Here is a 13,502-nt window from a genome sequence, read left to right on the forward strand (position 1 = left end):
AATGTCTATTAGTCAACTTTTTGCCGGCCCAAGCGTGCATAAACATCCGGCTTTTTTTGGCGCAGGACGTATGCGTAGAGAATTCCGCCAATGAACAAGGCGAAAGTGAAGGTCATGAAAATAGCTGTCATTAGGGCGGAACCGCCGATCAGTTCCGGGTAATTGGCAATAGCCAGGTAGGTGATCAAGCCGAGAAAGATCACGCTGACTATTGGCGCCACAATGGTCTTCCATACGGAATCCGGAGCGAAGCTGCGGCGGCGTACAAAGTAGACCAATACAGCAAAGCTAGTGATGAACATCAGCAGCAGGACCGAGAAAGTGCCGCTCCCGCTGGCGATCGGGTAGAGAGCTTCAGGAGCAACTCCCACCACAGTGAAAACCACGGTAGCCACGGCCCAGAGAAGGCCCACACCCACTGCTGAAACGTAGGGAGACTTGTGGCGGGGGTGCACCCTGCCCAGCACCTTTGGAAGCGCCCCATCAGAGGCAAGCGAGAAGCTGTATCGCGCCGCGATGTTCTGTATGGAAAGCATGGAAGCAAGGATGGACGTAATGAGCAGGACAATCCCGACGTCCGCGAAGATCTTGCCAACCAACACAGTTGCGCCGTCGTTGAACAGGTTTACCGTGTTGGCCTTGGCTTCTTCCTGGACGTTGTCAGCTCCCAGGAATGCCGTATAGGCCCAGGCGGCCACTGCGTAGAACAAGCCGATGCCAACGACTGCCAGGTAAGTTGCCCGGGGAATCGTCCGGTCCGGATTCCTAACCTCGTCGCGGTAGATGACCGTTGCTTCGAAACCAAAGAAGTTGCCAACTGCAAACAGCAGCGCAAGGCCCAATCCGGCGTCGGTTATCCAAGGCATGGAGAATCCGACGCCTTGGGATACATCTCCTGAGGCAAACGCCGCAACATCGAAAATGATGACCACGGTGGACTCGAGCAGCATTACAACCGTCAGCACTTTCGCGGAAAGGTCGATCCGGTTGTAGGCCAGGAGTGTTGTGATGGCAATGATGCCCAGTCCGTACCAGTACCAAGGAATATCAGGGCCACCGAGGGTATTGACCACGAAGCTCTGCAGCGTCAGGGCGAACAGTGACGGCGCAAAGAAACCGATGAAGATATATCCCACGAGCGCCAGTAGGGCGCCCCCCAAGCCCGCAGGCTTGCCAAGACCGGCCGTGACAAAGGAGTAAAAGCCGCCAGGAGCTTCGACACTCCTGCTCATCTTGACGAATCCCACAGAGAAGATCAGGAGCATCAGCGTCACCAGGAGGTAGATTCCCGGAGCTGTGTGGCCGCTGAAGAGGAGCATCACGGGCAGGGTGCCGGCGACTGTAGTCAACGGGGAGGAAAAGGCGAGCACGTTCATCACGAGTTCGCCCACCCCCATATTTCCGCTGAGCTTGTTTTCCTGGGTCTGGGTAGGCGTTATTGGCTTGCCTTTTGTTGAGCTAGACATGTAATCCTCGTCACGAAATTTAGAGTGCTGAATCACACTACCGACGCGGATTGTGGCAGTACTGTACCAGCTTGAGACAGCGTTTTTGGAGCATTTCCGCCGAGCTTTTTGAGGTCCACAACGTCGCTCAGCGGCTGCCCAGTCCTCCACTGCTGCAGGTTCTTTGCAAAGCAGTCCACCACACGTCCGCGCCACCCGATCAGGTCCCCGGAGGCATGAGGGGAAACCAGGATGTTCTTGCGGCTCCACAGGGGATTTTCAGCCGCCAAGGGCTCGTTCTCAAAGACATCCAAAGCCGCAGCACCCAAGTGCCCTGAATCAATGGCATCAAGGAGGTCCTGCTCCACCACCACGGCTCCGCGTCCTACGTTGACCAAGCGGGCACCGGCACGCATCTTGTCGAACCGGGTAGCGTTGAACAGCCCACGGGTCTCCTCCGTCAGGGGAACAGTCAGCACCACGTCCTGGGCCTCTCCAAGGAGCGCATCCAGCTCGTCAAAGGAGGCAATGGCGCCCAACTGCTTGTCCTCGCGAGCCGTTCGGCCCACCACTGATACATCCATGCCCGCCGCCCGCAGCAGCAGCACAGTTTCGCGCCCCACCGGTCCCGGGCCGACCACCAGGACCTTGCGGCCCAGCAACGGCTCGGTCTCACGGTGCTGCCATGTCCGCGCCTGCTGCAGCTCGATCGTGCGGCGGAGGTCCTTGGTGAACATCAGCAGCACGCCAAGGACCCACTCAGCGATGGGACGCTCGCATACCCCACGGGAATTGCTGACCACGATGTCGCTGTTGATGATCTCCTCGGTCATGAGGCTGTCGACGCCGATGCTGGAAGTGTGGATCCAGCGCAAGTCCCCGGGGCCCACTTCACGCAGGAGCTTCGTCCGGAAATCGTTGAGGAACAGGATCTCCGTCCCCGGCAGGGCAACCCGGAATTCCTCCGCCGTCCGGACCACCACCACCTCCGCTTCGTCCTTCAGACGTTCCACTGGGGGCACCGGGCGGCCCTCCTGGACGATGACAATCACTTTAGGTCGTGACACATTTTCTCCTTCCACGGGGCGCTTCCGCAGAAGCGCCCCTAAAACTCGTGCCTAGTTTCGGCGGCGGCCTACCAGCCGCCCTGCCAACCGCTCATCAGTCCATACGGCAGCCGTTGCGGCTCTTCATCAGGCAAACCCTTGAGGAAGTCGAAGTCGCAGCCCTCATGTGCCTGGTTGACGTGGTCAATGAACAAGCGTCCGTAGCCGCGTCGGTATTTCGGGGCGGGAAGCTTGAGGTCGGCCAGGCGGTTTTCGATTTCTTCAGCCGGGATGTCCAAATCGAGTCGCTGATTCTCGACGTCCAGCACGATCGGATCGCCGTCGCGGACAATGGCCAGCGGGCCGCCCACCGCAGCCTCCGGCGAAACATGCAGGACTGTGGTGCCGAAGGCCGTACCACTCATCCGCGCATCGGAGATCCGGACAATGTCCCGTATACCACGGCGCAGCAGCCTCTCCGGAATGGGAAGCATGCCCCACTCGGGCATACCGGGAGCTCCTACGGGCCCGCTGTTGCGCAAGACCAGTACGGAGTCTTCCGTGATATCCAGATCCGGATCATCAATTCTGCGGCCGAGGTCGTAAATATCCTCGAACACCACCGCCGACCCCTTGTGCTGCAGCAGGTCCTTGGAGGCTGCGCTCCTTTTGATCACGGCACCATTGGGTGCCAAGGAGCCACGGACGACGGCGATGCCACCTGAAGCGTCGAAGGGTGTTTCGAGCGTGCTGACTACGACCCCGTCCGGCTCTGGTGCCATCTTGTAGCCATCTTCAAGAGACTCACCCGTGACGGTAATGGCATCCTTGTTCAGCAGTGGCGTCAGCTCCTTGAGTACCGTGGAGATGCCACCTACCTGGAACAGCTGCTGCACCAAGTACTCACCCGATGGGCGGACATTGACGATGCGAGGCGTGCGCTGCGAGATTTCGTGGAAGCGGTCCAACGGCAGCTCGTAACCAACGCGCCTCGCCAGCGCCAGGAGATGCACGACGGCATTGGTGGAACCACCTACAGCCATCAAGAGCGTGATGGCGTTATCAAAGGCTTCTTTGGTCAAGATTTCGCTGGGCTTTGGCCCCTGCGTCAGGGCCATTTCCACTGCCCTGCGTCCTGTGGCTTCCGCTGCTTGGGCGCGGCGCGCGTCCACTGCAGGGATTGAGGCAGTGCCCGGCAAGCACATGCCCAGGGCTTCGACGAGGGATGTCATAGTGGAGGCAGTGCCCATCTCACTGCAGTGTCCTGCGGAAGGTTTCGCTGCGGATTCAAGCTCGTCGAAGTCCGCCTCGGTGATCTTGCCGGCACGCAACTCATCTGCGTACTTCCACGTGTCAGTGCCAACCCCGAGCTGTTTCCCCCGGAAGTGGGCGGGCTCTTGGGGGCCACCCGTCAGCATGATGGTGGGAACATCCGCACTGGCGGCACCCATGAGCTGCGCCGGGACGGTTTTGTCACAACCGCCCAGAAGCACGATGGCATCCAGCGGGTAGGCGCGGATGGACTCTTCAACGTCCATGGCCATCAGGTTCCGGAACTGCATTGCAGAGGGCTTCATCAAGCTCTCACCCAAGGAGATCGTCGGGAACTCCAGCGGCAGCCCGCCGGCCATGAGGACCCCGCGCTTCACGGCGTCGGCCAGCAGTTTGAAGTGGATGTTGCAGTTAACCAGTTCCGACCAGGAGTTTGCTATGCCAATGACTGGTTTGTCTTTGAGGGCGAAGCGTGAGAAGCCTTCAGCCTGGATGGCGGTGCGGTGTACGAATCCCGTGAGGTCGTGTGGCGCGAACCATCGTGCGCTGCGGAGGTCGTTGTAATTCGACTCGGACATATCTTTCAAGGCTCCTTGGCTTGTTTTTCTATATGAGGTCGTGGGTCTTACAGCTACGCGGCGGACGTGCCGCCGTCGAATGCCATGCTGGTGCCGGTGGCAAAGGTGCCGTCAACGGCCAGGAAATAGATGGCTGCTGCCACCTCTTCCGGATCGGCGAGTCGGCTCAGCGGCACAGTGCTTTGCTTCTGCTGAAGGGCCAGGACGGGATCCGGCTCGGCGTCCAGGCCCGAGCGCAGCATAGGTGTATCAATCGGGCCGGGGCAGACGGCATTGACGCGGACATGGGGCGCCAGCTCCACTGCAAGCGCCTTTGTGAGCCCCACTACACCGGCTTTGGCTGCGCAGTAATGGGCCAGCCCGGCGACTCCCATGGTTGCGAGGTCCGAGGCAACATTGACGATCGCTCCACCCCCGGCTCTGCGCAGGTGGAGTCCCGCTTCCCGGGCGACGTAGAACGTACCGGAGAGGTTGGTGTCCAGCACTTCGCGCCAGCGGTGCTCGTCCAGGTCCTGGAGGGCCGCATAGCCGGCAACGCCCGCGGCGTTAACGGCCACGTCCAGCCCACCGAGGGAGTGGATCGCGCCCCGGACTCCATCCCTGACTGATTCGGCGTCGGCAACGTTGGTGACTATCTGGTACCCACCGCCGTCGATGTCGTCCGCGACGCGCTGCAGTTCCACCGCACGGCGTCCGAGCAGGGCTACGCGCGCCCCCCTCGATGCGAAGAGTTTTGCAGTAGCTTCACCGACACCGGACGTCGCGCCTGTGACGAGCACCCGCAGCGGTTCGGTGCGAACTGGTTGACTGCGGTCCATCATGTTGGCGGGCTCCTCTTTGTTTGCGTTGCTGGACTAGTACGTCCTACTCAAACAGCCGGATGCCTTCGGAGGATGTCTCAGATTGAGACACAGCGCACACACCCTGCGTTCATAAGCTGATCCGCAGATGCCGCCTCGCTGAGCGGCACGGCACCGCCGGAGAGCGGCAAAAACTAAGGAGTCCACTTTGGAAGACCAGAACCGCATTGGCGTTGGCCTCATCTCGGTGGGGTGGATGGGGCGCCTGCATTCCCGCGCCTACCTCGCCACCAAACAGTTCTTCCCTGAACTGCCGCGGCACCCCGAGCTGGTGATCGCGGCAGACCCAGACGACGCCGGCCGCCAACACGCCGAGGACGCGCTCGGCTACAAGGAAACGGCTACCGACTACCGCAAAGTGCTCGAGAACCCGGACGTCGACGTCGTTTCGATCTGCTCCCCAAACTTCCTGCACCACGAAATCGCCCTGGCAACCATCGAAGCCGGCAAGCACTTCTGGATCGAGAAGCCCATGGGCCGCAGCGCCCAGGAATCCCGCGAGATTGCCCAAGGCGCCGAGGCTGCGGGACTCATCACATCCGTGGGGTTCAACTACCGGCACGCACCAGCCGTAGCTGAAGCCAGGCGGCTCATCCGCTCCGGCGCGCTGGGCAAGGTGACCAACGTGCAGATCCGCCTGCTCACCGGCTACGCCTCCGACCCGACGCAGGTCTTCACGTGGCGCTACGAGCAGGCACGAGCGGGCTCAGGCGTCCTGGGCGATGTGCTGAGTCACGGTTTTGACCTTGCACAGTTCTTGGTTGGGCGCATCACTTCGCTCAATGCCGTCACGGAAACCTTCATTAAGGACCGCCCGCTGCCGGCCGGTACTTCCTCCAACTCCTTCGACATGGGCCAGGCCTCGGACGTCACCCGTGAGGTTGAAAACGAGGACTACACCGCAATGCTGGCCCGCTTCGAAGGCGGCGCGATCGGTATGTTTGAATCCACGCGCGTAGCCATTGGACCGCACGCCGAATACATCATTGAGGTGTACGGCACGGAAGGCTCGCTGCGCTGGAACTTCGAACGCATGAACCAGCTTGAGCTCGCCACCGACCGCAGCGGTTATCGAACCATCATGACACCGCCGTCCTACGGCGAATTCGGCCGCTTCCAGCCGGGTCCCGGTCCGGGAATCGGCTTCAATGACCTCAAGACCATCGAGGCCGCGCTGTTCCTGCGTTCGGTGGCCGAAGGCAAGCAGCTCGGTCCCTCGGTGGCTGACGGGTGGTCGGCATCCGAACTGGTGGATGCCTCGCTGAAGAGCGCCGGTTCCGGTGACTGGGTGGAAATTCCGGAAGTCTCCGGACACACGACCTACGGAGCCTAAGCCCCTAGGGCACGGAAGGAGGCCGGATCGCGATGATCCGGCCTCCTTTTGTAGTTACGTTTTCGAGCCCTATTAGGGCGGGCCGCCTTAGTCCAGAGCGCGTCCAATCCGAATGTACGTATCCGGCTTCCGGCTTCTGAGGACCAGCGCCAGGAAGATGCCGGCGACTATCGACGCGTAAGGGATCAGAAGCAGAACCGTCAGCAGGAGCGGATCCCCGGCCACTAACAGCTCCATATTGAAGGAAGCTGTAAACAAAGCGAACCCAATCCCTGCCAGGGCCACGATCGGGGCGATCAGCGTCCGCCAGAACGACATCGAGGACTTGTTCCTGCGAAAATACACTATGACCGCAATGGCCGTCAGGCAGAGCAAAAGCAGCATCCCATAGAACGCAACGCCGGCCGCCGCGGCATACAGGGAATCCTCGTCACCGCCCGAGAGGACCAGGACCAGCAGGACAAGCAGGAGAACGGCACCAACTGTTACAGCAGCGCGGTGCGGAGACCCATGCTTGAGGTGCACTGCCGCGATGGACCTCGGAAAGATGCCATCAACGGCAAGGGAGTGGGTGTAACGGGAAAGGATGTTCTGGAGGGACAAGCCTGAGGCAAAGAAGCTGGTGACCAGCAGGATGGCGATGACCTGGTTGGCGAAGGCTCCGAAGTAGCGCAGTAGCGCGTCTGGCATCATGGCCGTGGGGTCCGCCCCAGCCACTGCCACTGCCTGTGATGTTCCCGCTGACAGGATGAGGGCAAAGGCTGAAACAGCGTAGAAGATTCCCAGGAAGGCAACGGCCAGGAAGGTGGCCCGGGGAATGGTGATGGCCGGCTTCTTGACCTCATCCCTGTAGATGGCCGTGGCTTCAAACCCGTTAAACACTCCGATGCTGAACAACAGGAGGACACCGATGGTTGGGGTGAAGAGGTTGGAGGGGTTCCAAGGTTCGAAGGACGGGCCCTCTGGCCCTCCATTGGAAATGATGACGATGTCAAAGACAGCTACCGAAAGGACTTCGACGGCCAGGATGACGGAGAGGACCTTGGCGGAAAGCTCCACATTGAAGTAGCTCAGCACCCAAGCGATGCCGAACATCACCATGCTCCACAGCCACCACGGCGTTGACACGCCATCTACGAAGGCGCCAAGCAGGTTGTTCACGGCAATGCCGGAAACAACAATGCAGGATGTCACGTTGAAGCCGTAGGTGACCAGTGCAAGGAAAGATCCCCCCAAACCGAAGGGACGGCCCAAACCCTCGCGGATGTAGGTGTAAAAAGCTCCAGGCCGCGGTATGGCCTTGGTCATTCCAGTGAATCCCATGGCAAAGAGTGCCATCAGGACAGCGACCGCGACGAAAGCGATCGGGACTCCTACCCCAAAGGAGATGTTCACAGAGACAAAGCCGAAGACGACGCCAAGGGGAGCCGTGAAGGCCAGCACTGTGAAGAGGAGTCCGGTGGTTCCCATCCGGCCCCTGAGCTGGTATTTCGACGATCGTGCTTCACTGACTTCTGGTTCGTCCGCTGCTTCGCGTCGGACGGGGAGTTCTTGTTTCACGTGTTTTCTCCTCGGAGGAGTGGAGTCACCGTTGACTCGCGCTGTGTTGGGTGAAAGAGCGGCCGATTGGCCGTGCTGCTATGACCAGAGGGTAGATTCAACCGGATTCGGGTCAGTTCCTAGATTGTGATCTTCGAACGGCACTGGAACTGTGCCAGGATGATGCATTCCGGACCACGCAACCGTCAGACAGGGACATCAGCACAGCGCCAGATCGAACCCCTTGGCTTCATATAACTCGATCTTGCGGTAAAGCGTGGACCTTCCGATCCCCAGCAGTGAGGCGGCCCGAACGCGATTACCTGATGCCTCGGCGAGGGCGGCCCTGATCTGCTGAAGCTCCGCTTCTTCCAACCGGGTAAGCGGCATGGTGCCAAGTCCACGCAGCTGCACTGCGTTGAGATCCGACAGGTGCAGTTCTCCGCTCAGGGACCGTGAGGCAGCGGATTCAACCAGGTCGCGGAGTTGCCGCACGTTGCCCGGCCAGTCCGCAGCCACCAGTGCATCCCGCAACTTCGGTGACATTCGGACCTCCCTGCCCACCGCTCTCCTTAGCAGATGCGACGCCAGCCCGACGATATCCTCACGCCGGTCACGAAGAGGTGGCATGCCAACCTCAATGCCTCTCAACGCAGACAGCACCGGCAGGAGATCATCGCTAACGGCGCCGGCAGTCAGGATAAGTTGGGGTTGCTCCAGGACGTGGAGCAGACCTTCCAAGTCGTCCAGGAAATGCGGCGGGCACTTGTCTGCCCTGTGGAGGATAACAGCCGCCCCTTGCTCAAGGGCAGCATCAACGTCGTCAACAGTGGCCCGGGCAGGCTTTTGGGTAAAGTCGAATATTCGCGTCTCCCTCGACAGGCGACCGGCCATGGCCTCCGCCAAAGTTCGCTTACCGCTTCCTTGTTCCCCGATGATGTGAGCAGGCATCCGCCTGCTCACGGCTGCAGCCGCAGCACCAAGAGCCCTCTTGAAGGCCCGGCTGGTTCCAACCATCCCGTCGAAATGCGCTTGCGGTTCACGGGCAGTAGTCGCCGCCCGCACACCCAGCGAGACGGACGGCACCTGGACGCGCATCACGGACGCTCCGCCAGAGCCTGATTCGCGGAACTCCATGGGACGGATGTGAAGCTGCACCTCCCTGCCAGTACTGACATTCAGACGGTGCTGGGACAGGCCGTCCCGCTGTTCGGCTTCCCGCGCCAGGGCCGCGAGTACCGCGAAATCGCTGGGATCCAGCATGCGGAGGGCACTCCGGCTTGCGATGGTGGTGCGTTCATCCATCGCCACCACAGCATCTGCTCCGCGTTTCCGGATCTCCTTCAGGTATTCGGACATTAGCGCCTGCTCCCGCGCCGCGAGTCGTTCCGCCAGCCTCCTGGTGATGTCCGCGGCCGCCCCATGGACGGTCAGGAGAACAGAGCCGGGGTCCGTGTTGCGTGCCAGCTTCTCGGGCAACATCAGGCCCAGGACACCCCTCACGGAGCGGCGTATCGGATCACGAATGGGAGCAGACGTGCAGTAACTGTTCTGGAGCGCCTCGCTGAAGTGTTCGGCGCCCCAGACCTGTACTGCTTCGCCTTCCTCAAGGACAGTTCCGTCGGAGTTGGTTCCAATCAGGTCCTCGGCCATCTGCGCTCCCAGGCTCGGAAACAACAGCTCCGCCTTTCGACGTTCTGTGGCATCTCCGCGAAAGACGGCCAATGTGCCTTCGGCGTCAGTAAGCACCACCAGCCCCCCGGAGTCGCTGCACAGACGTTCGAGTTCGGTCAGGATGGGTTCGGCAGCAGCGAGCAACTGCTCGTCGGCCTGGTGGACAGCAGCCTGCAGAAACGGCGACGTGACCGTTACATTGCAGGCCAGGCTCCGCTGCCAGGATCTGGCAATGACCGGCCTCAGACTGCTCAGGTCCGTCGCTCCGGGTTCTGTCAGGAAACGTTCCCTGAGCGACTGAATTTCCGCGTTGGGCGTCCCGCCCACGCGCAGCGAAGAAGCCGTAGGGAGCCATGAAACGTCCTTCGAAGCCATGCCGTGCCTGCTTTCCCGATAGTGGCTTGGCTGATGTCAGTGCTGGAGCAGGTGCTGCAGGTGAGCGGGAAGTTTCCGCGCCTGCTGGCGGCCGAAAAGCTGGAAGTACCACTTCCCGAGTGTCTGTTTCCCGGTCGTACCGCTCGCCTTCCAGCCGCCAAAGGTCTGCGGTCCCGGCCACCACCCGGTCGTGGCGTGGCCCGGGACGTTCACGTCCACACAGCCGGCCTCGACACGGTCGAGGAACTCCCGCGCCTCTGCCTCGTCACCGGTGTAGATTCCCGCCGTCAGACCCATTTCTGTGTTGTTGGCGGCCGCCAAGGCCGCTTCGAAAGTGGGCACCTTGCTGATGGTCAGGAAGGGCAGGAAGTGCTCCTTGGTGGCCAAGCGATGAGTTGCGGGCACTCCGGACACCACGGTGGCCGGAACAAAGTAGCCGCCATCCTGAGCCTTGCCGGTCTCCACGTGGAATTCTTCACCGCGGGCCGTTGCCAGCAGTCCGGCGTAGCGATCCACGGCCTCGGCAGAAACAACGGGACCCGCGAACACACCTGCATCCACAGGGTCGCCGGCCTTCAGGTCCCTGACTCTCTCCCCTACGAGCTCCACGAGTTTGTCGTGGGCGGAAGGGGTAACCAACACCCGGGACAGCGCGCTGCACTTTTGCCCACTGAGGTCGAATGCCGAGAAGACGATGCCGTCGGCGGCCTGTTCCAAATCAGCCGTATCAGTGACAATTACCGGATTCTTGCCGCCCATTTCGGCAATGACGGGGCGGGGATAGGGCCCGGAGGCGAAGTCCCCCAGGATCGACTTCCCTACGGCCACCGAACCCGTGAAGCAGATGCCGTCGATGTCCGAGGCAACCAACGCCCGTCCGGGACTGTCGCCTCCGTGGACCACGTTCACCAATCCCCGAGGGAGTCCCATTGCCTCGCAGAGCTCATATACGGCGTGCCCGGACCACGGACCATCATGCGATGTCTTAACCACCACTCCGTTGCCCGCGATCAGCGCAGCAATGGCTGGACCTGCAGCCTGGACAATCGGGTAGTTGAACGGCGTAATGACGCCGAACACGCCGTAGGGCCGAAGTACGGATTCGTTGGCCAGTCCGGACGGGTCCTCATTGCGTCGATCCTCAAAGGCTCCTGGAGCCGACGCGTAATCGGCGTACTGCCGGAGGATTTCAAGCACTTCTGCGCCTTCGGCCCTTGCACCCGCGTAGGGCTTGCCGATCTCAAGGGCCACCCGGACCGCCCACTCCTCGAGGCGCTCCTCAATGAAGGGAATGGCCCGACGAACGTGTTCAATGCGCCGTGCGGCCGGAACCCGGGACCATTCACGCTGGGCATCACGGCTCGCCTGAACAGCCAGCTTGACGAGTTCATCCGGCGCGTCGTGGCAGGCACTGACCACCGAGCTGGGGTTGCTGGGGTCTTCCCGCTGCAGGAGCTCGCCTTCAAAATATTCCTGTCCCGCGATGACGTGGTGAACTGTTGTGTGGCCGCTTCGCCGTTGTTCCGTCATCCGGGCTGCGAAGGCCTGTTGCTGGTCAATGGTCATCGCGTGATTGCTCCTCTATGGATTGTTTGCGCCCCAACGTGCGGGATGGTTCTGTCGAGATTACGCAGCCAGGGCAGCGCCTACTGTCCCAAGGTGGGACATCTGTTCAGACGGCCGTATAGCCCGCATCGACCATGACGGCAGAACCCGTCATCTTTCGTGATTCGTCCGAAACCAGGAACACTGCGACGTCCGCTACTTCCTCCGGGCTGATCAGGCCGAGCGGCTGGTAGGCGCGCTGGGCTTGTTCGTCCTCGAGGAACCCTTCGTCGAAAAAACCGGCAACCATGGGAGTACGGACGCCGCCGGGGCACAGGCAGTTAGCCCTGATGTTGTCCTTGGCGTATTCGACCGCCACAGATTTAGTGAGCATCAGCACCGCTCCTTTGGATGCGGAATATGCGGCGATGTCGGGTTCGGCCACCATCGAGTTGACCGAGCCCCAGTTCACGATTGATCCCCCGCCGGCCCGTTGCAGTGCAGGGATGGCGTATTTGCAACCGTAGAACACTCCCTTGAGGTTGATATCGATGATCCGATCGAGGACTTCGTCGCTCGTCTCCAGAACGGAGGCCGCCCGCAAGTATCCGGCGCAATTCAGCAGCGCATGGACTGCTCCGAATGTCTCTTCTGCCGTGGCAACGAGCCGTTCCACGTCAGCAGCTTTGCTCATGTCACAACGATGGGTGAAGATTTGCACGTTCTCTTTTGCCAGTCGGTCCAGCCCGGCTTCATCAATGTCTGCCGCAACGACATTGGCCCCCTCGCCCGCCAGTGCGCGCACTGTCGCCAGGCCCTGCCCGGAAGCTGCGCCGGAGACTATCGCTGTTTTGCCTTGGAGCCGCACGCCCACTGTCAATCCCCTTTGATCCCGCGCGGTCCGGTGCCCCGCCTCCCGCCCATGCTGGCGCGGATCCTGAGGCAAAAGATGTCTCTTTCTGACACAAATCCCGTCAAGTGGCAGCAGTAACGTCTTCCCAAGCGTGAAGCACTTCACATCATCCACACCAAAGGAGAGACTCATGGGCCGTGTGCAAGGCAAGGTAACCATCATCACTGGCGGCGCCAGAGGACAGGGCGAGTCCCACGCACGCCTCTTCGCCCAAGAAGGCGCTTCGGTACTCGTCACCGACATGCTGGACGACGTCGGCGAGGCAGTAGCCAATGATCTCCGAAACTCCGGGCACGATGTCCATTATCTGCATCTGAACGTTGCTTCCGAAGACGAATGGAAATACGTAGTAGCGGCAGCGGAAGAGCGGTGGGGGCGCGTGGACATCCTGATCAACAACGCCGGAATCGTCGGAACCATGAAGTCTGTCGAAGATGAGGGCCTGGACGGCTGGTCCAAGACCACCGCGATCAACCAACAGGGCGTCTTTCTTGGCCTTAAGCATGGTGCACCTGCGATTGAGCGAAGCGGCGGCGGCGCAATCGTCAACACCTGCTCCATCAATGGCACTGTCGGCAGCCCCGGAGGCTTCTCCTACCAAGCCTCGAAAGGGGCCGTGAAGATGATGACCCGTGCCGCTGCCATGGAATACGCGCACCGTGGCGTGCGTATCAACTCCGTGTCGCCGGGACTTGTGATGACGCCCATGGCTGAGGAAGAGGGCGAGGAGTCCAACAGGGAGTTCAGCAACGCTACCCCCATGAAGCGGGCCGCCCAGCCTATAGAGGTGAGCTATGGCGTCCTGTACCTGGCAAGCGACGAAGCCAGCTACATCACCGGGGCGGACCTGCTGATCGACGGCGGATACACCGCGCAGTAATGAGGGCGGCTCGTCTACGGACGCCACAGTGAAAGAGACAAT

Annotated in this window: 10 protein-coding genes; 2 read left to right on the forward strand and 8 right to left on the reverse strand. The window is 61.1% G+C overall.

Annotated elements, in window-relative coordinates:
* Positions 1-8 precede the first annotated feature (8 nt).
* The 4 genes from ABHM97_RS14970 to ABHM97_RS14985 form a co-directional block, all read right to left on the reverse strand.
* Entirely contained in the window at positions 9-1,466 is a 1,458-nt protein-coding gene (locus ABHM97_RS14970) for an APC family permease (protein ID WP_349471329.1), read from the reverse strand.
* 32 nt (positions 1,467-1,498) lie between these two features.
* The gene (locus ABHM97_RS14975; RefSeq protein ID WP_349471330.1) at positions 1,499-2,512 is read right to left on the reverse strand and encodes a D-2-hydroxyacid dehydrogenase; all 1,014 of its coding nucleotides are present in this window, start codon (positions 2,510-2,512) and stop codon (positions 1,499-1,501) included.
* 68 nt (positions 2,513-2,580) lie between these two features.
* Complete coding sequence (locus ABHM97_RS14980) at positions 2,581-4,341, reverse strand: IlvD/Edd family dehydratase (protein ID WP_349471331.1); 1,761 nt, start codon at positions 4,339-4,341, stop codon at positions 2,581-2,583.
* A gap of 53 nt (positions 4,342-4,394) precedes the next feature.
* Positions 4,395-5,162 carry an SDR family NAD(P)-dependent oxidoreductase gene (locus ABHM97_RS14985; RefSeq protein ID WP_349471332.1) on the reverse strand — a complete coding sequence of 256 codons (768 nt, stop codon included), beginning with the start codon at positions 5,160-5,162 and terminating at the stop codon, positions 4,395-4,397.
* Between the two features lie 187 nt (positions 5,163-5,349).
* On the opposite strand from ABHM97_RS14985, the gene ABHM97_RS14990 reads away from it, so the two are divergent.
* Positions 5,350-6,534 carry a Gfo/Idh/MocA family protein gene (locus ABHM97_RS14990; RefSeq protein ID WP_349471333.1) on the forward strand — a complete coding sequence of 395 codons (1,185 nt, stop codon included), beginning with the start codon at positions 5,350-5,352 and terminating at the stop codon, positions 6,532-6,534.
* An 87-nt stretch (positions 6,535-6,621) separates the two neighbouring features.
* Here ABHM97_RS14990 and ABHM97_RS14995 read toward each other — a convergent pair whose 3' ends face one another.
* The 4 genes from ABHM97_RS14995 to ABHM97_RS15010 all read right to left on the reverse strand — a co-directional run bounded on the left by ABHM97_RS14995 (position 6,622) and on the right by ABHM97_RS15010 (position 12,712).
* Positions 6,622-8,094 (reverse strand): APC family permease, encoded by a 1,473-nt coding sequence (locus ABHM97_RS14995; RefSeq protein ID WP_349471334.1) that lies wholly within the window; start codon positions 8,092-8,094, stop codon positions 6,622-6,624.
* Between the two features lie 198 nt (positions 8,095-8,292).
* Positions 8,293-10,122, reverse strand: a complete 1,830-nt coding sequence (locus ABHM97_RS15000) for a sigma-54-dependent Fis family transcriptional regulator (RefSeq protein WP_349471335.1) — start codon at positions 10,120-10,122, stop codon at positions 8,293-8,295.
* Between the two features lie 36 nt (positions 10,123-10,158).
* Positions 10,159-11,688, reverse strand: a complete 1,530-nt coding sequence (locus ABHM97_RS15005) for an aldehyde dehydrogenase family protein (RefSeq protein ID WP_349471336.1) — start codon at positions 11,686-11,688, stop codon at positions 10,159-10,161.
* Positions 11,689-11,794: 106 nt separating this feature from the next.
* Complete coding sequence (locus ABHM97_RS15010; RefSeq protein WP_349471337.1) at positions 11,795-12,712, reverse strand: SDR family NAD(P)-dependent oxidoreductase; 918 nt, start codon at positions 12,710-12,712, stop codon at positions 11,795-11,797.
* On the opposite strand from ABHM97_RS15010, the gene ABHM97_RS15015 reads away from it, so the two are divergent.
* Positions 12,711-13,460: a glucose 1-dehydrogenase gene (locus ABHM97_RS15015; protein ID WP_349471338.1), complete on the forward strand. Its 750-nt coding sequence runs from the start codon at positions 12,711-12,713 to the stop codon at positions 13,458-13,460. The two genes, ABHM97_RS15010 and ABHM97_RS15015, sit on opposite strands and share 2 nt — an antisense overlap.
* The last annotated feature ends 42 nt before the right edge of the window (positions 13,461-13,502 follow it).

It is taken from the genome of Paenarthrobacter sp. CAP02 (genome assembly GCF_040137855.1).
Lineage (GTDB): Bacteria > Actinomycetota > Actinomycetes > Actinomycetales > Micrococcaceae > Arthrobacter.

Excerpts from the sequence above, each read along its gene's own strand:
- ABHM97_RS14970 (WP_349471329.1), bottom strand. The coding sequence starts at position 1,466 with ATGTCTAGCTCAACAAAAGGCAAGCCAATAACGCCTACCCAGACCCAG.
- ABHM97_RS14980 (WP_349471331.1), bottom strand. The coding sequence starts at position 4,341 with ATGTCCGAGTCGAATTACAACGACCTCCGCAGCGCACGATGGTTCGCG.
- ABHM97_RS14985 (WP_349471332.1), bottom strand. The coding sequence starts at position 5,162 with ATGATGGACCGCAGTCAACCAGTTCGCACCGAACCGCTGCGGGTGCTC.
- ABHM97_RS15000 (WP_349471335.1), bottom strand. The coding sequence starts at position 10,122 with ATGGCTTCGAAGGACGTTTCATGGCTCCCTACGGCTTCTTCGCTGCGC.
- ABHM97_RS15005 (WP_349471336.1), bottom strand. The coding sequence starts at position 11,688 with ATGACCATTGACCAGCAACAGGCCTTCGCAGCCCGGATGACGGAACAA.
- ABHM97_RS15015 (WP_349471338.1), top strand. The coding sequence starts at position 12,711 with ATGGGCCGTGTGCAAGGCAAGGTAACCATCATCACTGGCGGCGCCAGA.
- ABHM97_RS15010 (WP_349471337.1), bottom strand. The coding sequence starts at position 12,712 with ATGAGTCTCTCCTTTGGTGTGGATGATGTGAAGTGCTTCACGCTTGGG.